Source organism: Shinella agrisoli (genome assembly GCF_046557955.1).
GTDB lineage: Bacteria > Pseudomonadota > Alphaproteobacteria > Rhizobiales > Rhizobiaceae > Shinella.
Genome location: NZ_JBJIEP010000010.1, coordinates 17,418 through 34,504, shown reverse-complemented (window position 1 = coordinate 34,504; position 17,087 = coordinate 17,418). Strand labels below are relative to the sequence as shown.

Here is a 17,087-nt window from a genome sequence, read left to right as displayed (position 1 = left end):
CGGCCCTTCACCCTTTGTCCGGAGGCTCAGACCCATCCCCGCCGCTTGAAATAGAGGAACGGCATCAGGGCCGAGACGACCATCAGGCCGACCGCCCAGGGATAGCCGAGCTGCCATTGCAGCTCCGGCATCACCTCGAAGTTCATGCCGTAGGCGGAGGCGACCAGCGTCGGCGGCAGGAAGACCACCGAGGCGACGGTGAAGATCTTGATGATCTGGTTCTGCTCGAGGTTGATGAGGCCGAGCGTCGCGTCAAGCAGGAAGTTGATCTTGCCGGAGAGGAACGCCGCGTGGTCGCCGAGCGAGGAGGCATCCCGCTGCACGAGCTTGACGAGCTGGCGGATTTCCTTCGACGGCCGGCGGGCCGGGTTCTCCACCGCCGCATGGTAGGCGACGAGGCGCGAGATGGAAACGAGGCTTTCGCGCACGCCGCTGAGGAAATCGCCCTTGCGGCCGAGCTGCTCGATCAGCGCTTCGAGGTCCCGCGTCTTCTTGCTGGAAGAGCCCTTCTTGTTGCGGAAGACGCCGCGCGAAATGCCGTCGATCTCGTTGCCCAGGCGCTCCAGCACGTCCGCCATGCGGTCGATGACCGCCTCGATGAGGCCGAGCATGACGTCCTCGCCGGTCTCGTAGCTGTGGCCGTTGCCGCGCAGCGCCCGCTGGCGGAAGGTGGCGAAGGGCTTTGCGTCCGCATGGCGCACCGTCACCAGCGTCGGGCCCTTCAGGATGAAGGTCACCGGCAGCTTGGCCGGCTCGTCGCCGTCCAGACCGGTGAGCGCCGTCATCGTCATGAAGGCCGCGCCGTCCTCCTGGTAGAGGCGGGCGGAAAGCTCGATGTCCTCCATCTCCTCCCGCGTCGGGATGGAGATGTGCAGCGCGGCCTCCACCTCCTTCACTTCCTCCGGCGTCGGGCTCAGGAGGTCGTACCAGAGGGCAGGGGAAATCGCCTGCTCGATGGCCGGGTTGGAAATTTCGCGCAGGCAAAAGCGGTCTGCCTTGCGGGCATGGATCTGCAGCATGCTTCACTCCTTTGAGGGCGTCTCGCCGTCCGGAGCAAAGCCAGGGGCCTCTTACCGGACAGGTCGCGCGATCGCTCTTGATGGTCGACTATCGGGGTCCATTGTTCTATCCGGGTTGGGTTGGCGCCGTGTGACGCCCGCGGTGGACATGCACCTGAAACGCTGCGGCGTCAAGTACATACGGCAGGCGGACGGATCGGAATGTTCCATCAATCCGGTTGATCGCCCGGTCAATTAAATTCGCTTTTGTTCATCGATGCCCCGGCGTAGGTTTCAGTCCCGGAATTCGGAGACGCCCATGTCCGCCCCATCCAGCCTTGCGGCCCCGGCCGCGCGCCGGCCCATGCCCTGGCTCATCATCACCGCCGGCTCGCTGATCGCCGTGCTCACCTTCGGCCCGCGCTCGGCGATGGGCTTCTTCCAACTGCCGATGCTGCAGGATACCGGCTGGGACCGCACGACCTTCGGCCTCGCCATGGCGCTGCAGAACCTTGCCTGGGGCGTCAGCCAGCCGTTCTTCGGCGCCATTGCCGACAGGTTCGGCACCTGGCGCGTGCTTTTGATCTCGGGCATCGTCTATGCGCTCGGCCTCTTCCTGATGTCGCTCGGCACCTCGCCGCTCTGGCTGCATGTCGGCGGCGGCGTGCTGGTCGGCCTCGGGGTCGGCGCCGGCTCCTTCGGCATCCTCCTGTCGGCCTTCGCGCGCAACGTCACGCCCGAGCAGCGCTCCATGGCCTTCGGCATCTGCACGGCGGCGGGCTCGGCCGGCATGTTCCTCTTCGCGCCGCTCTCGCAGGGCCTCATCAGCGCCCTCGGCTGGTCGGACAGCCTTGTCTGGCTCGGCGTGCTGATGCTCCTCGTGCCGGTGCTCGCAATCCCGCTGCGCGGCAACTCCTCCTCCGGCATCGCCGCCGCCAGCGAATACAAGCAGACGATCGGCGAAGCGCTCGGCGAGGCGCTCGGCCACCGCTCCTATGTCCTGCTCGTCGCCGGCTTCTTCGTGTGCGGCTACCAGGTCGCCTTCATCACCGCGCATTTCCCGGCCTATCTCGGCGACATCGGCATCGATGCGCGCTATGCGGTGATCGCGCTGGCGCTGATCGGCTTCTTCAACATCATCGGCTCGCTCGCCGCCGGCTATATCGGCCAGCGCTACTCCAAGCCCTATTTCCTCGCCTATATCTACCTTGCCCGCTCGGTCGCCGTAGCGGCCTTCATCCTGCTGCCGCAGACGCCGGCCTCGGTCATCGTCTTCGCCGTCGTCATGGGCCTCCTGTGGCTCTCCACCGTGCCGCCGACCAACGGCCTCGTCGCCATCATGTTCGGCACGAAGCATCTCGGCCTGCTCGGCGGCATCGTCTTCCTGTCGCACCAGGTCGGCTCGTTCCTCGGCGTGTGGATGGGCGGCTACCTCTACGACCGTTTCGGCACCTACGATCCGGTCTGGTGGCTCGGCGTGGCGCTCGGCGTCTTCGCGGCCATCGTGCACTGGCCGATCGAGGAGAAGGGCGTTACCCGCCCGGCCGCGGCCTGAGCCCGCGACATCCGTCCCGTCCGGCAGGAATCCGGACGGGGCTTCTTGCAAACCGTCACAAAAGTTTCTAAATCTGATCCACCGGCAATGCCGGTTTTGTTTTGAAGCTATTATGCTCAACTTGAGCAAAATGGCGATGCCGCCGAGGGGCGGCGGAAGAGGAGGGTTCCATGACCGTTCTGGCCCAGCATGCGGCGGCAGCCGAGGCCGCCCGCCCGCTCACCGCCGCGGAGCGCTTCGGCGTGATCGAGAAGCCGGACCTCACCTTCACCCCCGAGATCGCCCGCGAGACCGAGCACCTCTACGAGAAGGTGAAGCAGTTCATCCCCGCCTTCGAATGGCCTGTCTACGCGCCCTATGTCGCCGCCATCAACCGGCTGAAGAAGGAGCGCGGCGCCGTCATCCTCGCGCACAACTACCAGACGCCGGAAATCTTCCACTGCGTCGCCGACATCGTCGGCGATTCGCTGCAACTCGCCCGCGACGCCACCAAGGTGGACGCCGAGATCATCATCCAGTGCGGCGTGCACTTCATGGCCGAGACCTCCAAGCTCCTGAACCCGGAAAAGACCGTGCTGATCCCGGATGCGAAAGCCGGCTGCTCGCTGTCGGAATCGATCACCGGTGCGGACGTGCGGCTCCTGAAGCAGCGCTATCCGGGCGTGCCGGTCGTCACCTACGTCAACACGTCCGCCGACGTGAAGGCGGAGACGGACATCTGCTGCACGTCCTCCAACGTGCTGGCGGTGATCGAGAGCCTGGAGAGCGACACGGTCCTGTGCATCCCGGACGAATACCTCGCGATGAACGTCGCCAAGCAGACGAACAAGAAGATCCTCACCTGGAAGGGCCATTGCGAGGTGCACGAGCGCTTCACGCCCCAGGAACTGCTCTCCTACAAGGAAGCCCATCCCGGCATCGAGATCATCGGCCATCCGGAGTGCCACCCCGACGTCATCGCCGTCTGCGATTTCGCCGGCTCCACCTCCGGCATGATCAACTACGTGAAGGACCACCGTCCCTCGCGCGTGCTGCTCGTCACCGAGTGCTCGATGGCCTCTAACATCCAGGCCGAGCTGCCGGGCGTCGATTTCGTCAAGCCCTGCAACCTCTGTCCGCACATGAAGCGTATCACGCTGCCGAAGATCCTCGACAGCCTGGTGACCATGACGGAAGAGGTGACGGTGGACCCGGCGATCGCCGACCGCGCCCGCCTCGCCGTCGAGCGGATGGTGAACTTGAAGCAGTAATACGTGTACGGTCGCCCCTTGCGGCCCCTCATCCCCCTGCCGGGACCTTCTCCCCGCAAGCGGGGAGAAGGAGGAAAACGGCAAGCCCATCGTTCCTCGCCCCGCTTGCGGGGAGAGGATGCCGGCAGGCAGGTGAGGGGCAGGTCGGCTTGGCGATGCGTCGGAGGAAAGACAAATGCCCATCGACAGTTTCCGTCCGCAATCCTGGAACGGCATCGACGACATCGTCATCGTCGGCGGCGGCCTCGCGGGCCTGTTCTGCGCGCTGAAACTCAGCCCCCGGCCCGTCACGATCCTCGCCGCCGCGCCGATCGGGCAGGGCGCGTCGTCCGCCTGGGCGCAGGGCGGCATCGCGGCGGCCATGAGCCCCGGCGACACCTTCGACAAGCACGTTGCCGACACGCTGGAAGCCGGGGCCGGCATCGTCGACGAGAAGATGGCGCGCTTCATGGTCTCCGAAGGCCCCGCGCGCATCCACGACCTGCTCGAATACGGCGTGCCCTTCGACCGCGACCTCGAAGGCAAGCTCCTGCTCTCGCGCGAGGCCGCCCATTCCGAGCGCCGCATCGTGCGCGTGAAGGGCGACATGGCCGGCAAGGCCATCATGGAGGCGCTGATCGCCGCCGTGCGCAACACGCCGTCGATCCGCGTGCTGGAAGGCTATGTGGTCGAGGAACTGGTGCGCGAGGGCCGCTTCATCTCCGGCGTCGTCGCAAGGCCGGATGCCGGCCAGTCGAAGAACCGCGTGCATTTCCCGGCGCGCGCCGTGGTGCTCTGCTCGGGCGGCGTCGGCCATCTCTTCGCCGTCACCACCAATCCGTGGGAGGCCTGCGGCCAGGGCGTCGGCATGGCCGCGCGCGCCGGCGCCATCATCGCCGACCCGGAATTCGTGCAGTTCCACCCGACGGCCATCAATATCGGCCGCGACCCCGCACCGCTCGCCACCGAGGCGCTGCGCGGCGACGGCGCGCACCTCGTCAACGCCGCCGGCCACCGCTTCATGCTGGACATCCACGAGGACGGCGAGCTCGCCCCGCGCGACATCGTCTCGCGCGGCGTCTTCGCCGAGGTGCAGGCCGGCCGCGGCGCCTTCCTCGATTGCACCAGGGCGGTCGGAAAACACTTCCCGGAGATGTTCCCGACCGTCTACGCCTCCTGCATCGCCGCCGGCATCGACCCCGTCACCCAGCCGATCCCCGTGGTGCCCGCCGTGCACTACCACATGGGCGGCGTGCTGACGGATGCGGAAGGCCGCACCTCGATCGACGGCCTGTGGGCCGCCGGCGAGGTCACCTCCACCGGCGTGCACGGGGCGAACCGGCTGGCCTCCAACTCGCTGCTCGAGGCCGTCGTCTTCGCCGCGCGCATCGCGGAGAACATTAAGGGCATCCTGCCGGAACCGAAGCTCAACGACTGGGGCAAGAATGCCGGCGAGAGCGACGATCTCGTGACGATCGAGGACAGCCCCGCGCTCAAGCGGCTGCGCCGCCTCATGAGCGACCATGTCGGCGTCATCCGCGACCGCGACGGCCTGAAGGCCGCCATCCGCGAGATCGCGGTGCTGGAGCGCGAGAACAGCCGCATGCGCTTCCACAACATCGTCACCACGGCAAAGCTCATCGCCGTCGCCGCCTACCTGCGCGAGGAAAGCCGCGGCGGCCACTTCCGCGCCGATTTCCCCGGGCAGGAAGCGGCCTGGAAGCACCGCACCTTCCTGACGCTCGCCGATGCGGAGAAGGTGGTCGCGGACCTGGCGGAAACAGCGGCGGCATGAGGGTTGGCAAAAATTGACAATCGCTCTTGCGGCGCTAGAATCGGGCGAAAGGATCGCGCCATGCCCACGTTGAACGTAAGCCTGACACCCGAATTCGCCGACTTCATCGAGGACGCCGTGGCGAGCGGTTCCTATGTCTCGGCCAGCGAGGTCGTGCGCGATGCGCTGCGCATGATGCGCCAGGCGCAGGAGAGCGAGGCGGCGAAGCTCGCGCTGCTGCGCAAGGCTGTCGACGCGGGGCTGGCGCAATCCGGGCGCGGCGAATTTTCCGAGCGGTCCGTCAGCGACATCTTTGCCGCGGCCGTCCGCGAAAAATGACCGTCCGGCTGACGCGGGAGGCCGAGCGGGATCTCGCCGAGATCGCCCGCCATACGGTGGCGACGTTCGGCGCGGATCAGGCGGTGCGTTATGCGGCGCTGATCGAGCATGCCCTTGCGCTTCTGGCCGAGGACCCGTACCGGCCGGCATCGCGCGGGCGGGACGAGCTTCGCCCCGGCGTGCGGTCCATGCATCTTTCCCGCGCCGCCGTCCGGCGCCATGCGGCCTCGCACATTCTCTATTATCACCTTGCGGCAGGTGCGGAGGGCGCGCAGGATGTCGTCATCCTCCGCGTCCTGCATGAACGCATGGAGCCGCTGAAGCGGCTCGTCGATGCCAAAAGCCCGGAAAAGGATGAACAGCCATGACCACCCCCCATCTCCCCGTCCTTTCCCCTCTGATGGTGGAGGAGCAGGTGCGTGCGGCGCTTGTCGAGGACCTCGGCCGGGCGGGCGACATTACCAGCCAGGCGACGATCGCGCCGGAGATGGCGGCGAAGGCGGAGCTGAACGCGCGGGAGGAGGGCGTCGTCGCCGGGCTCGATCTCGCCCGCGCCGCCTTCCGGCTGATGGACCCGGCGATCCGCTTCGAGGCTTTCGTCAAGGACGGCGACAGGCTTTCGCCCGGAACCGTGATCGCCAAGGTTTCCGGCCCCGCCCGCGCCGTGCTCTCGGCCGAGCGGGTCGCGCTCAACTTCCTCATGCACCTTTGCGGCGTGGCGACCCACACGGCGCGCTTTGCCGGCGAGATCGCCCATACGCCGGCGAAGGTCTGCTGCACGCGCAAGACCATTCCCGGCCTCAGGGCGCTGGAAAAATACGCCGTGCGCATGGGCGGCGGCTCCTCGCACCGCTACGGGCTCGATGATGCCATCCTCATCAAGGACAACCATATCGCCGTCGCCGGCGGCGTTGCCGGCGCCATCCGGGCCGCCCGCGCCTTCGCCGGCCATCTCGTCAAGGTCGAGGTGGAGGTGACGACGCTGGAGGAACTGGAAGAGGCGCTGGAGGCGCAGCCGGACGTCGTCCTGCTCGACAACATGGGGCCGGAACTGCTGCGCCGCGCCGTCGAGATCAACCGCGACTGCGCCGGCCTCACCGATGCCGCCTATGCCGCCGACCCACGCCGGGTGAAGCTCGAAGCCTCCGGCAACGTGAATCTTGCGACCGTGCGCGCCATCGCCGAGACCGGCGTCGACTACATCTCGACCTCCAAGATCACCATGGCCGCGCCGACGCTCGACATCGGCCTCGACGTCGTCGTGGGCTGATCGGCGGGAACACCCTACCGCACGATGCGTTCCCGCTCCGTGAGCAATCAACCGGAAGGACGCATCATGTTGAAGATCGTTGCGCTCGCCGCGGCGGCGGGCACGTTCGCGGCGCTCGGCGCTCCCGCTTTCGCCCAGCAGGCGAAGGACACCGCCCAGGCCAATTTCGTCGACCGTTCCGGCACGGAGACCGGCCGCGCGCACCTTACCGCCGCAAACGACGGCGTGCTGTTCGAGGTGGAGGTCTCTGGCCTGACGCCGCGCAAGTGGGTGGCGCTGCACATCCACGAGTCCGGCACCTGCGACCATGCCGGCGGCCACGAATCGGCCGGCGGCCATTTCAATCCGGACGACAAGGAGCACGGCTTCCTCTCGGCGAACGGCCCGCATGCCGGCGACCTGCCCAACCAGTATGTGGCGGACGACGGCGTACTGCGCGCGCATATCTATTCGACGACGGTGCGCCTCGACGATGCCGAGCGCGGCATCCGCGGCCGCGCGCTCGTCGTCCATGCCGGCTCGGACGACTACCGCACCGATCCGGCGGGGGGCGCGGGCGACCGTCTCGCCTGCGCCGTGATCCAGTAGGTCACTCGGCCGGGGCCGCGTCCGGCTCCGGCCTGTCCGCCGCAAAGCGCTGGCCGAAGGCGATGCGCACCCGCCGGTTCATGTCCTTCGTCGTCTTGAACCAGCGCGGCGTGGCGACCCAGTAGCGTAGCGTCAGCACCGCCGCGCTGTCCTCGAGCCTGTCGACATAGACCTGCGGGGCGGGCGCGCTCTCGATCGTCGGGTCCTCGCGGGCGATCGCCAAGAGCCGGTCGATCTCGTCGTCGATGTCCCGGTCGTCCGGCACCGTCACCTGGAGGTCGTGCTTGCGCGTGCGCTCGCGGCTGTAATTGGTGACGGGCGTGTTCCACAGCGTCGAGTTCGGCGCAAGGCGGTAGAGCCCGTCGCTGGTCTTGAGCTCCGTCGCGAAGAGGCCGACTTCGGTGATCGTGCCGGACACGTCCTTCGTCTCGATATATTCCCCGACCCGGAACGGCCGCAGCACGAGCAGCATGATGCCGGCCGCGATGTTCTGGAGCGTGCCTTGCAGCGCCAGGCCTATGGCGAGGCCGGCGGCGCCGAGCGCGGCGATGATCGAGGCCGTCTGCACGCCGAACTGGCCGAGCACCGTCACGAAGACGAGGACGAGCACCGCATAGCGCAGGATGTTGGCGAAGAAGTGCGCCAGCGTGGCATCGATGCCGCGCACATGCGAAAGCCCGGAAAGCGCCCAGCGGTGCAGCAGCCGCGAGAGGAACCAGCCGAGCACGAGCAGCACGAGCGCGCCGAGGATCGAGAAGGAATATTGCACGGCGAGCGCGCTCGCCTGCGCCAGCGCCGCGCGCGTCGCGACGATGATGTCGGTGGCCTGTTGTTCCATGGATCCTTTCCCCGTCGTTGACGTCGACGGGTGGAATGGCATGGGCGCGCAGAAGTTCCCTGCGGCCCTACCGCATGCCGACCTTCAGGCCCGGCGCGGGGCGCTCCTCGAGGATGCGGCGGCGGAAGCGGAAGAGCGCGGCGGGACGCCCGCCCGTGGCGGACGTGGAGCCGCCCGTCGGCTCGACGAGTTCGGCGCCTTCGACGAGGCGGCGGAAATTCTGCTTGTGCAGGTGCCGGCCGGAGATCGCCTCCACGGTCGCCTGCAGCTCGGTGAGCGTGAATTCCGGCGCCATCAGCTCGAAGATCACCGGACGGTACTTGATCTTGCCGCGCAGCCGCGCCATCGCGGTCGCAAGGATGCGGCGATGGTCGTGGCGCATCGCCACGCCCGGCGAGGGCTGGCCGGGCCTTGCGCGCCCGTCCGTCACCGCCTCCTCGGCAAGGCCGGCTTCGTAGAGCAGCTCGTAGCGTTCCAGCACGCGCTCCTCGTCCCAGGGGAAGTCGTCGAGGCCGAAGGCAAGGCGCATGCGCGTGCGCGGTGAGGGCATGGGGGTAATGCGTTCGGCGGCGGGCACGTCGCAGGCCCAGCTTTTCAATGCGGGCAGGATCACCTGGTCGATCACCGCCGGTCGGCCCTGCCGCCAGTCCTCCCAGGGAAGGTAGGTGTACCAGTCGCGCCACGCCGCGCCGGCCTCGGCCAGCCGTTCGGTCGCCTCGGCATCGGTGCGGGTCAGCGCCAGGTAGCCGACGGAGACCATGTGCGTGCCCGCTTCGTCCGGCAGCTTCTGGCGGCCGCGGTCGCCGAAGGTGTAGAGCTGTTCGATATAGCCGAGCTTCAGCGCCGTCTGCGCCTCGACGCTTGCGCGCAGGCTCGTCTCGAAGGTGCGGTGCTGCTGCGGGTCGAACGGGCCGAAGGGCAGGGCGTCGCGCGCCTGTTCGCCCTCGCCGCCGACCGCCAGGATCGAGGGGCTGCGGCCGGAGATCGCGACGACCGCCGCGTTGAGGCCGATTTCGACCGGCGGGCGGGCGGGCGGTCGCGTCATCGGCGCACGCTCTCCGGCAGGGCGGAGAAGACGAAGGGGCTGTCGCCGGCATAGTCCGCGCCGCGGCCGATGGCCTTGACGGCGGCGACGAGGCGCCCGTTCCGCCCGAGCATATGGTCGCCGATCTCGATGAGCCTCGCGTTCGGCGTCGCCTGGGCGGAGGCGCGGCGAAGGCGCTGCGCCAGGTCGTGCTCGTCCTGGTCCGGTTCCACGGCAAGGGCGGCGAGAAGCGCGGCCGCCGGCGAGCGCGAGACGCCCATCTGGCAATGGACGAGCAGCGGCGCCTGCCGGTCCCAGCCGCGGGCAAAGCCGAGGATGGCCGCCACATGCGCCTCGCCGGGGGCGACGAGGCCGCCCGTGCCGGCAAAGGCGATGTCGTTGACGCCGACGATCATGTGGCGCTCGGCGGCGATCACCGCGGGGCGGTGGAAGTCCTGGCGCGGCGCCACGAGGCTCAGCATCTCGCGGCAGCGGTGGCGCACGGCGAGTTCGGCGATCTTTCCCAGCGGCGCGACGACGATCGTGCCCATCGTCACACCGCCGCGGAAAGGGGGCCGCGCTCCCGCTCCAGCGCCTCGAAGCGCTCGGCGAAGCGCCGCTGCGCCTCGACGGCGGGCAGCGGGGCGATGTCGATCATCTCCAGCGTGATGCCGCGCGGCGCGCCGAAGAACTTGACCGCCTCGGCATGGGAAAAACCGGCAAGCTCCGTGGCCTCGAAGAAGGCGGCGACCTGGTCGGCCTTCTTGATCCGGGCCTTGAGGGCGGCGGGCGTGGCGGGCGGCAGGCCGAAGCGCAGGTGCACGGCCGCCTCCAGTCGCTTCTCCACCGCCTTGTAGCCGCCGCCGACGACGGCCTTGAAGGGCGAGATCATGTCGCCGATCACGTATTCCGGCGCATCGTGCAGCAGCGCCATCAGGCATTCGTCCGCATCGCAGCGGTTCTGCCGGCGGAAGACCGCCTCGACGACCAGCGAATGCTGCGCGACCGAGAAGGCGTGGTCGCCGTTCGTCTGGCCGTTCCACCGCGCGACCCGGGCAAGGCCGTGCGCAATGTCGGAAAGCTCGATGTCGAGCGGCGAGGGGTTGAGCAGGTCGAGACGGCGGCCGGACAGCATGCGCTGCCAGGCGCGGGGCTCAGTCTTCGCACGCGTAGGCCCGCTCATGGGACGATGTGACCGCCCATGGCGATCTCCCCCCTGCCGCGGCCACCCCCATCTGCCCTCATTGCGCCGGCACCTCGGCGGTTTCCTGCGGGAAGCCAAGGCCGGTCCAGGCGGGAAGCTCGACGCTCACGGGCGCGCCGCCGGCGGTGATCGGCGTGCCGCCATGGATCGCCTCGGCCGCGCGGTCGATGCGCACGATGGCAAGGCCGAGCGCGCCGGAGACGCTGCCCATCGCGCCGATCGGCTTGCCGCCGGCCAGAAGCTCGGTGCCGGTCTCGGGAAGGGCGGCCTCCCCCTTGACGATGACCGGGCGGCGGCGGGCGGTGCCGCGGTGCTGCATGCGCGAGACGACCTCCTGGCCGACATAGCATCCCTTGCGGAAGGAAAGCCCGCCGCTGAGATCGAGCAGGACGTCGTGCGGGAAGGCGTCGGAAAGCGCGTAGTCGCGCCCGGATTCGGGAATGCCGGCGCTGATGCGCAGCACGTCGAAGAGGCCCGGATCGTCGTTGCCGCCCGCGCCGGGGCGGCGGGAGAGATGAAGGCCGGCCCTCGCGAACCGTGCGTCGCGCGGCGCATCGGCTTCGGCGCCGTCCCAGGCGACCGTCACCTCGTTTTCTTCGACGACGGCGAGATCGACCGCCGCGCGCAGCCTGTACATGGTCAGCCGCTTGAGGAGGGCGTCGCGCTGGTCTTCCGTCGTCTCGATCAGGAAGGCGCCCGGCCCGTCGCGGCGGATCAGGAAGTCGAAGAGGATCTTGCCCTGCGGCGTCAGGAGCGCGCCGGGGCGGATCTCGCCCTCGGGCAGGTCGGGAAGGTTGGTGGTGACGAGCGCTTGCAGAAAGGTCTCGGCATCCTTGCCGGAAAGGCGGAGAAAGGCGCGGCCGGAAAGCGTGACGGAAGGCATGGGGGTCATCCAGATTTCTCGCGCACCGGCATGGCCGGCGCAGGGCGGTGCATCATCGCACCCGTTGAAACAGAAGTAGAACCGCCGGGCGGCTTTCGCAAGGTCATGGCGAGATGGTGCACGTTTCGGCCGGAGGCATTCCCTGCCTCGCGCCGGAGGCCGTCCTGCTCTTCAAGGCAAAGCACCGGCGCGACAAGGACGAGGCCGATTTCGCCCGCGCCTTGCCGAAGCTGGACGCGGCGCAGCGGCGCTGGCTGGCTGCATCGCAAGGACCCATCCCGGTCATGCGTGGCTGGATGCGCTATAGGCTCATTCGCCGGTGACGAAGAACTTCCACTGGCCGTCCGGCGTGATGCCGACGCGGTAGAAATTGTAGCTGCCGAACTCCTGCATGTCGGCGAAGTCGCCGGCCGTCACGATGCGCAGCAGTTCCACCTTCTCGGGCGGCGTCAGGCTGGCGAGCGGCTTTTCGGCAAAATAGGGCCAGACGTACATTTCCTCCGGCGTGCCCTTGTCGACATGCGCAAAGCCCGTCGCCAGAACGTCGAGCAGGATGGCGAGGACCTCGATGCCCTCCGGATCGCCGGACTGGCCCTTCAGCGTCTCGACGGGCCCCTCCTCGCTCTCGACCATCGAGACCTGCGTCTCGGTCATGCCCTTGCCGAGCAGGGGGCGAAGGCGCTCGATGTCGCCGGATGCGGCCGCCTCGACGATGAGCTCGCGCATGCGGCGCACCGGTTCCGGCGCCTTGCCGATGTCGTAGAGCACCTCGGCGGGCACCTGCGGCTCCTCGGCCGCCTTGTCGTCGGTGACGGGCGCCTCTTGCGAGGGCTCGGTCACCGCCTCGTTGCCGCGAATCAGCGGGTCCGGCATCGGCAGTTCGAGCGGGCCGGTCTCTTCCTCTTCCTCGATGGGGGGCGCTTCGCCGCCTTCCGCGGGCTTTTCCTGCACCTGGCCCTGCTCGCCCTTCAGTTCGCTCAGCGCAAAAGCGGGACGCAGCGGCGCGGTAAGCGCCGTCGCCGCAAAAAGCACCGACAACGCGAGAAGGCTGCTGCAAAGCAGCTTTTTGCCGTCAGCGGACGTCTGCATGACCTGTCTTTCCAGCCTATTGCAGGATACGCTCGGGGGAGAATTCTCCAGCCAGCATGCGCTCGCGCAGCGATTCGAGCATCGCTTCCGCGCCGTGTTCGCCATGGACGCGGATGGTCTCGCGCAGGGCAAGCGCGATGGCCGCGTCGGCGATGATTTCCGGTTCGATGCCGTCCGCCATGCCGTCAGCCCAGGCCTCGTTCTGGTATTCCAGAGCGGCCTGCATCTTCTCGTGCACGATCATCTCGTCGATATCGTTGAGAGTAGGTTCCATTGATCGGTCCATGCGAGGCATTCAGTTCTTACTTGACTGTTAACGACCTTAGCAGCCTTTTCCCAAAACGGCACTGGCTGCCGCGAAAACAGGTTAATTAATCGCTAATTTCCGAACCTTGCGGTTATTTCCGTGGCAAGTGTTGCACCTTCGTTACGGTATCTGTCTTCTGCGACAACCGCCGAGTCGGTGCAAGCGGTATAGATGGCGGCGAAGGAGCGGTAGCCCCGGTTGAAGGCCGCGGTAAGCTTTTCCCGGCGTTTCGGCTCGTTCGCCGCCTCCAGGTCGATGAGGCGCTGCATGGCGGCGCGCCAGCCGTCCTCCGCCGTGTCCATGCACAGATTGCGCAGGTAATGCACCGCGCCGAGGATTTCCGAGAGCCGTTCCAGCCGCTCGTCGTAGGGCGCGGGCTTTTCCTCGACGGCGGGCGTCTGCTTGGCCGTATCGCCCTTGGCCTGCTGGGCGAGGGCGGGCGCGGCGAGCATAAGGCCCATGAACACGGCGAGGCGAATCACCTTCATGCGGTGAGCCTCGCCCGTTCGGCCTCCAGCCGGCCGATGCATTCGCGCACGCTGTCGGGCGCGGGAAGCTTCTCGATCTCCTCGGCGGTGTACCAGCCGACGCCAGCCGCATCGTCGGAGGCGACGGCGACGGCCGCCGCGTCGGCCTGCACCTTGAAGACGGACAGGAAGAAGGACGGGCTGCCGGGCCCGTCCTCGCGGCCGGGCAGGTCGTAGGTGGCGAAGAGCACCGGTTTTTCCCCGCGGATGCCGGTTTCCTCGTAAAGCTCGCGCAGCGCCGTCTCGGCCGGCGTCTCGCCCTCCTCGCCGCGCCCGCCCGGAAAGGCGAACATGGCGGCCGCCGGCGGGTTGCTGCGCAGCACGAGCAGGTAGCGCCCGTCGCGCTCGACGATGGCGGAGGCGGCAGGCTGGGGCTTCTTCGATCTCTTCATCGCGGGCGGATCCGGTTGCGCTTCATTGACCCCTTATAGGCAAAGTGCGATGACGATGCCATGTGTGGACGATTTGCATTGCTGGCCAAGACGGACCTCGCGCGCGAGTATTTCGATCTTGCGGAGCTGGAAGACCTGCCCGAGCGCTATAACATCGCGCCGACGCAGCCGATCCTCGTCGTCGTGGCGGGCGAACGGCGCGAGCCCGGCAGCAACCTGCCGGAGCGCAGGGCCGTGCTGGTGCGCTGGGGCTTCCTGCCCGGCTGGGTCAAGGACCCGCGCGACTTCCCTCTGCTCATCAATGCCCGCGCCGAGACGGCGATCGGCAAGGCCTCCTTCCGCGCCGCCATGCGGCACCGCCGCATCCTGGTGCCGGCTTCCGGCTTCTTCGAATGGCGCCGGCCGGAAGGGAAGGGCGCGAAGGCGCAGGCCTACTGGGTGCGCCCGAGGAAGGGCGGGATCGTCGCCTTCGCCGGCCTGATGGAGACGTGGTCCTCGGCGGACGGTTCGGAGGTCGATACCGGCGCGATCCTGACGACGGCGGCCAACAACGACGTTTCCCGCATCCACGACCGTATGCCCGTCGTCATCCGCCGGGAGGACTTTTCGCGATGGCTCGACTGCAAGACGCAGGAGCCGCGCGATGTGGCGGACCTCATGAAGCCAGTCGGCGACGGCTTCTTCGAGGCGATCCCGATCTCCGACAAGGTGAACAAGGTCGCCAACATGGGGCCGGACATCCTGGAGCCGGTGGCGGAACCCGCCGAAGACGTGGCCTTAGAAACGAACAAGGGCGCGCAGGCGCCCCCATCGTCGGATCAGCTTTCTCTCTTCTGAGCCGGAATATCGCGCTTGCGGCGCGTATCGGCGGCCTTCTTCTCGGGCTTGCACTGCGTGGCGGCAACGACGGCGCGCAGGCCGAGCGGCTTGTAGCGCTCCTGCAGCTTTTCGTTGGCGTCCGTGTGCTCTACCGGTTGCTTCCTTGCGGTCGACATTTCACTCTCCTGAAGCGGTTTCCATCAGGCAGCCCCGTTTCTTCCCCCGGTTGCTACCCCCGACGAGCCATGCATTTACACGGCCCATTCGGCCAAATTCTGCTCAAACTTTGATCGCTCTGCGGCGAAAGGCCCAAATCGCCGGTTTCGGCGATCAAGAATTGTAACGGTCGCTAATATTCATTTTGCGGCGGCGGGCCTGGCCAGCAGCGCGGCGGCCACGACGGCGCGTATGGCCACGGGATTGTAGCGGGCGGCAAGGTCGGTCGCGGGGCGGTTTTCGGTCTTTGCGGTGCTCATCGGTCCTGCTCCTTCGGTCTTCGGGTTGGCCGCCTCTTCTCGCACAGGCGGCGGCGCCGACCTGTCACCGCGGTAACAGGCCGGAAGAACGGGATTTTCGCGTGGGGATGCGCTCTGCCCGCTTGACCGGACGCGCCCGGGGCGCGATAAAGCAGGCCATGAAAACGGTACTCTGCATTCGCCGGAGCATTATTCGCTAGCGCACGCGCTGGCCTGGCCGTTTTCGTCCCTCAAAATCCCCGGATGACAACGACCCGGCCAGCCGGGTTTACGCATTTTGGGAGATTCTTATGGCCGAAAAGCCGGTCCTGACGCTGTACAACACGCTCACGCGCTCGAAGGAGCCCTTCGCTCCGATCGATCCCGGCAACGTGCGCATGTACGTCTGCGGCCCGACGGTCTACGACTTCGCCCATATCGGCAACGCCCGGCCGGTCATCGTCTTCGACGTGCTGTTCCGCCTGCTGCGCCATGTCTATGGTGAAAACGGCGTCACCTATGCCCGCAACATCACGGACGTCGACGACAAGATCAACGCGCGCGCCCTGCGCGATTTCGGCGGCGAGATCGAAAGCGGCGCGCTCACGCTGAACGAGGCGATCCGCCGCGTGACGGAGAAGACGGCGAACCAGTTCCATTCGGACGTCGCCGCGCTCGGCTGCCTGAAGCCGACGCACGAGCCGCGCGCCACCGAGTTCGTCGAGCCGCGCGAGGACGGCAAGGCGGACATGATCACCTTGGTTCAGCGTCTGATCGAACGCGGCCATGCCTATGAAACCAATGGCGAAGTCCTGTTCGACACCGGCTCGATGGCCGATTACGGCCAGCTCTCCAGGCGCAACCTCGAAGAGCAGCAGGCCGGCGCGCGCGTCGCCGTCGATGCGCACAAGAAGAACCCCGGCGACTTCGTGCTGTGGAAGCTCTCCTCGCCGGAGGAGCCGGGCTGGCAGAGCCCGTGGGGCCGCGGCCGGCCGGGCTGGCATATCGAGTGCTCGGCCATGTCTGCGGCCTATCTCGGCGAAACCTTCGACATCCACGGCGGCGGGCTCGACCTCATCTTCCCGCACCACGAGAACGAGATCGCCCAGTCGCGCTGCGCCCACGGCACGAACGTCATGGCCAACGTCTGGATGCACAACGGTTTCGTGCAGGTCGAAGGCCGCAAGATGTCGAAATCGGAAGGCAACTTCGTCACGATCCACGAGCTCCTGCACGAGGAGAAGTTCGGCGGCCGCAAATGGCCGGGCGAGGTGCTGCGCCTTGCCATGCTGATGACGCACTACCGCGAGCCGATCGACTTTTCCGTCAAGCGGCTGGAGGAGGCCGAGCGCCTCATCGCCAAGTGGCCGGCCGGCGGCGATCCGGCCGAAGGCCGCGTGGACGAGAGCGTGCTCGCCCCGCTCCTCGACGACCTCAACACGGTCGCGGCCGTGCAGGCCCTGCATGCGCTCGCCCAGTGCGCCAACGCCGACCCGCTGATGCTGCCCGTCTTCGCCGCCAGCGCCGAGATTCTCGGCGTGCTGCCGAAGAAGGTCGAGGTCCCGAAGGCGCTGGAGGAGAGCATCGAAACGCTCATCCAGCTCCGCCTGGAAATGCTGAAGGCGAGGAATTTCGCCGAAGCCGACAGGATCCGCGACGACCTTTCCGCAAAGGGCATCCAGCTCAAGGACGGCAAGGACCCGGAGACGGGCGAGCGCGTGACGACGTGGGAGGTGAAGCGATAGCGTTGTATTGGGGGGAATGAAGGCATATGCTTGGGCATATGTCATCGTCGA

Annotated in this window: 20 protein-coding genes and 1 pseudogene; 10 read left to right on the top strand and 11 right to left on the bottom strand. The window is 67.6% G+C overall.

The features are described 5' to 3' along the window. Positions 1-26: 26 nt before the first annotated feature. Positions 27-1,019: a magnesium transporter CorA family protein gene (locus ACIIOY_RS12525; RefSeq protein ID WP_411035006.1), complete on the bottom strand. Its 993-nt coding sequence runs from the start codon at positions 1,017-1,019 to the stop codon at positions 27-29. Between the two features lie 298 nt (positions 1,020-1,317). On the opposite strand from ACIIOY_RS12525, the gene ACIIOY_RS12520 reads away from it, so the two are divergent. The 7 genes from ACIIOY_RS12520 to ACIIOY_RS12490 all read left to right on the top strand — a co-directional run bounded on the left by ACIIOY_RS12520 (position 1,318) and on the right by ACIIOY_RS12490 (position 7,753). Next, a complete protein-coding gene (locus tag ACIIOY_RS12520; protein ID WP_411035005.1) occupies positions 1,318-2,553 on the top strand; it encodes an MFS transporter in 1,236 nt (411 codons plus the stop codon). Between the two features lie 170 nt (positions 2,554-2,723). Further along, entirely contained in the window at positions 2,724-3,803 is a 1,080-nt protein-coding gene (nadA, locus tag ACIIOY_RS12515) for a quinolinate synthase NadA (protein ID WP_411035004.1), read from the top strand. Positions 3,804-3,978: 175 nt separating this feature from the next. Further along, positions 3,979-5,577 (top strand): L-aspartate oxidase, encoded by a 1,599-nt coding sequence (locus ACIIOY_RS12510; protein WP_411035003.1) that lies wholly within the window; start codon positions 3,979-3,981, stop codon positions 5,575-5,577. Positions 5,578-5,637: 60 nt separating this feature from the next. Further along, positions 5,638-5,895, top strand: a complete 258-nt coding sequence (locus ACIIOY_RS12505) for a type II toxin-antitoxin system ParD family antitoxin (RefSeq protein ID WP_411035002.1) — start codon at positions 5,638-5,640, stop codon at positions 5,893-5,895. Beyond that, positions 5,892-6,263 (top strand): type II toxin-antitoxin system RelE/ParE family toxin, encoded by a 372-nt coding sequence (locus tag ACIIOY_RS12500; RefSeq protein WP_411035001.1) that lies wholly within the window; start codon positions 5,892-5,894, stop codon positions 6,261-6,263. Before ACIIOY_RS12505 ends, ACIIOY_RS12500 begins: the two co-directional genes overlap by 4 nt. Further along, positions 6,260-7,165 (top strand): carboxylating nicotinate-nucleotide diphosphorylase, encoded by a 906-nt coding sequence (gene nadC, locus ACIIOY_RS12495; RefSeq protein ID WP_411035000.1) that lies wholly within the window; start codon positions 6,260-6,262, stop codon positions 7,163-7,165. The genes ACIIOY_RS12500 and nadC overlap by 4 nt, the downstream gene beginning before the upstream one ends. Positions 7,166-7,231: 66 nt before the next feature. Next, positions 7,232-7,753: a superoxide dismutase family protein gene (locus ACIIOY_RS12490; RefSeq protein WP_411034999.1), complete on the top strand. Its 522-nt coding sequence runs from the start codon at positions 7,232-7,234 to the stop codon at positions 7,751-7,753. 1 nt (position 7,754) lies between these two features. Here ACIIOY_RS12490 and ACIIOY_RS12485 read toward each other — a convergent pair whose 3' ends face one another. The 5 genes from ACIIOY_RS12485 to ygfZ all read right to left on the bottom strand — a co-directional run bounded on the left by ACIIOY_RS12485 (position 7,755) and on the right by ygfZ (position 11,702). Beyond that, a complete protein-coding gene (locus ACIIOY_RS12485; RefSeq protein ID WP_411034998.1) occupies positions 7,755-8,591 on the bottom strand; it encodes a mechanosensitive ion channel family protein in 837 nt (278 codons plus the stop codon). 67 nt (positions 8,592-8,658) lie between these two features. Beyond that, the gene (locus ACIIOY_RS12480) at positions 8,659-9,636 is read right to left on the bottom strand and encodes an NUDIX hydrolase (protein ID WP_411034997.1); all 978 of its coding nucleotides are present in this window, start codon (positions 9,634-9,636) and stop codon (positions 8,659-8,661) included. Beyond that, entirely contained in the window at positions 9,633-10,166 is a 534-nt protein-coding gene (locus ACIIOY_RS12475; protein ID WP_411034996.1) for a tyrosine phosphatase family protein, read from the bottom strand. The genes ACIIOY_RS12480 and ACIIOY_RS12475 overlap by 4 nt, the downstream gene beginning before the upstream one ends. A 2-nt stretch (positions 10,167-10,168) precedes the next feature. Beyond that, the gene (locus ACIIOY_RS12470; protein WP_411034995.1) at positions 10,169-10,798 is read right to left on the bottom strand and encodes a YfbR-like 5'-deoxynucleotidase; all 630 of its coding nucleotides are present in this window, start codon (positions 10,796-10,798) and stop codon (positions 10,169-10,171) included. Positions 10,799-10,856: 58 nt separating this feature from the next. Further along, on the bottom strand, positions 10,857-11,702 hold the full coding sequence (ygfZ, locus tag ACIIOY_RS12465; RefSeq protein WP_411035176.1) for a CAF17-like 4Fe-4S cluster assembly/insertion protein YgfZ: 846 nt from the start codon (positions 11,700-11,702) through the stop codon (positions 10,857-10,859). Between the two features lie 110 nt (positions 11,703-11,812). Between ygfZ and ACIIOY_RS12460 the strand changes: the two are divergent. Continuing rightward, a pseudogene (locus ACIIOY_RS12460) lies at positions 11,813-12,009 on the top strand (amino acid transporter); the annotation flags it as partial. Between the two features lie 2 nt (positions 12,010-12,011). On the opposite strand, the gene ACIIOY_RS12455 reads toward ACIIOY_RS12460, so the two are convergent. The 4 genes from ACIIOY_RS12455 to ACIIOY_RS12440 all read right to left on the bottom strand — a co-directional run bounded on the left by ACIIOY_RS12455 (position 12,012) and on the right by ACIIOY_RS12440 (position 14,017). Further along, positions 12,012-12,791: a hypothetical protein gene (locus tag ACIIOY_RS12455; RefSeq protein WP_411034994.1), complete on the bottom strand. Its 780-nt coding sequence runs from the start codon at positions 12,789-12,791 to the stop codon at positions 12,012-12,014. A gap of 16 nt (positions 12,792-12,807) precedes the next feature. Beyond that, a complete protein-coding gene (locus ACIIOY_RS12450; protein ID WP_411034993.1) occupies positions 12,808-13,077 on the bottom strand; it encodes a hypothetical protein in 270 nt (89 codons plus the stop codon). A 92-nt stretch (positions 13,078-13,169) separates the two neighbouring features. Continuing rightward, on the bottom strand, positions 13,170-13,586 hold the full coding sequence (locus ACIIOY_RS12445) for a TIGR02301 family protein (RefSeq protein ID WP_411034992.1): 417 nt from the start codon (positions 13,584-13,586) through the stop codon (positions 13,170-13,172). Beyond that, positions 13,583-14,017 (bottom strand): NUDIX domain-containing protein, encoded by a 435-nt coding sequence (locus ACIIOY_RS12440; protein WP_411034991.1) that lies wholly within the window; start codon positions 14,015-14,017, stop codon positions 13,583-13,585. The genes ACIIOY_RS12445 and ACIIOY_RS12440 overlap by 4 nt, the downstream gene beginning before the upstream one ends. 60 nt (positions 14,018-14,077) lie before the next feature. Between ACIIOY_RS12440 and ACIIOY_RS12435 the strand changes: the two genes are divergently transcribed. Then, positions 14,078-14,854, top strand: coding sequence for an SOS response-associated peptidase (locus tag ACIIOY_RS12435; RefSeq protein ID WP_411034990.1), 777 nt, complete (start codon positions 14,078-14,080; stop codon positions 14,852-14,854). Here the strand turns inward: ACIIOY_RS12435 and ACIIOY_RS12430 are convergent. Beyond that, complete coding sequence (locus ACIIOY_RS12430) at positions 14,836-15,012, bottom strand: hypothetical protein (RefSeq protein ID WP_411034989.1); 177 nt, start codon at positions 15,010-15,012, stop codon at positions 14,836-14,838. The two genes, ACIIOY_RS12435 and ACIIOY_RS12430, sit on opposite strands and share 19 nt — an antisense overlap. A gap of 590 nt (positions 15,013-15,602) precedes the next feature. Here ACIIOY_RS12430 and cysS point away from each other — a divergent pair. After that, on the top strand, positions 15,603-17,036 hold the full coding sequence (gene cysS / locus ACIIOY_RS12425) for a cysteine--tRNA ligase (protein WP_411034988.1): 1,434 nt from the start codon (positions 15,603-15,605) through the stop codon (positions 17,034-17,036). The last annotated feature ends 51 nt before the right edge of the window (positions 17,037-17,087 follow it).

Coding starts and splice junctions, on each gene's coding strand:
- ACIIOY_RS12525 (WP_411035006.1), bottom strand. CDS start 1,019: ATGCTGCAGATCCATGCCCGCAAGGCAGACCGCTTTTGCCTGCGCGAA.
- ACIIOY_RS12520 (WP_411035005.1), top strand. CDS start 1,318: ATGTCCGCCCCATCCAGCCTTGCGGCCCCGGCCGCGCGCCGGCCCATG.
- nadA (WP_411035004.1), top strand. CDS start 2,724: ATGACCGTTCTGGCCCAGCATGCGGCGGCAGCCGAGGCCGCCCGCCCG.
- ACIIOY_RS12510 (WP_411035003.1), top strand. CDS start 3,979: ATGCCCATCGACAGTTTCCGTCCGCAATCCTGGAACGGCATCGACGAC.
- ACIIOY_RS12505 (WP_411035002.1), top strand. CDS start 5,638: ATGCCCACGTTGAACGTAAGCCTGACACCCGAATTCGCCGACTTCATC.
- ACIIOY_RS12500 (WP_411035001.1), top strand. CDS start 5,892: ATGACCGTCCGGCTGACGCGGGAGGCCGAGCGGGATCTCGCCGAGATC.
- nadC (WP_411035000.1), top strand. CDS start 6,260: ATGACCACCCCCCATCTCCCCGTCCTTTCCCCTCTGATGGTGGAGGAG.
- ACIIOY_RS12490 (WP_411034999.1), top strand. CDS start 7,232: ATGTTGAAGATCGTTGCGCTCGCCGCGGCGGCGGGCACGTTCGCGGCG.
- ACIIOY_RS12485 (WP_411034998.1), bottom strand. CDS start 8,591: ATGGAACAACAGGCCACCGACATCATCGTCGCGACGCGCGCGGCGCTG.
- ACIIOY_RS12480 (WP_411034997.1), bottom strand. CDS start 9,636: ATGACGCGACCGCCCGCCCGCCCGCCGGTCGAAATCGGCCTCAACGCG.
- ACIIOY_RS12475 (WP_411034996.1), bottom strand. CDS start 10,166: ATGGGCACGATCGTCGTCGCGCCGCTGGGAAAGATCGCCGAACTCGCC.
- ACIIOY_RS12470 (WP_411034995.1), bottom strand. CDS start 10,798: ATGAGCGGGCCTACGCGTGCGAAGACTGAGCCCCGCGCCTGGCAGCGC.
- ygfZ (WP_411035176.1), bottom strand. CDS start 11,702: ATGCCTTCCGTCACGCTTTCCGGCCGCGCCTTTCTCCGCCTTTCCGGC.
- ACIIOY_RS12455 (WP_411034994.1), bottom strand. CDS start 12,791: ATGCAGACGTCCGCTGACGGCAAAAAGCTGCTTTGCAGCAGCCTTCTC.
- ACIIOY_RS12450 (WP_411034993.1), bottom strand. CDS start 13,077: ATGGACCGATCAATGGAACCTACTCTCAACGATATCGACGAGATGATC.
- ACIIOY_RS12445 (WP_411034992.1), bottom strand. CDS start 13,586: ATGAAGGTGATTCGCCTCGCCGTGTTCATGGGCCTTATGCTCGCCGCG.
- ACIIOY_RS12440 (WP_411034991.1), bottom strand. CDS start 14,017: ATGAAGAGATCGAAGAAGCCCCAGCCTGCCGCCTCCGCCATCGTCGAG.
- ACIIOY_RS12435 (WP_411034990.1), top strand. CDS start 14,078: ATGTGTGGACGATTTGCATTGCTGGCCAAGACGGACCTCGCGCGCGAG.
- ACIIOY_RS12430 (WP_411034989.1), bottom strand. CDS start 15,012: ATGTCGACCGCAAGGAAGCAACCGGTAGAGCACACGGACGCCAACGAA.
- cysS (WP_411034988.1), top strand. CDS start 15,603: ATGGCCGAAAAGCCGGTCCTGACGCTGTACAACACGCTCACGCGCTCG.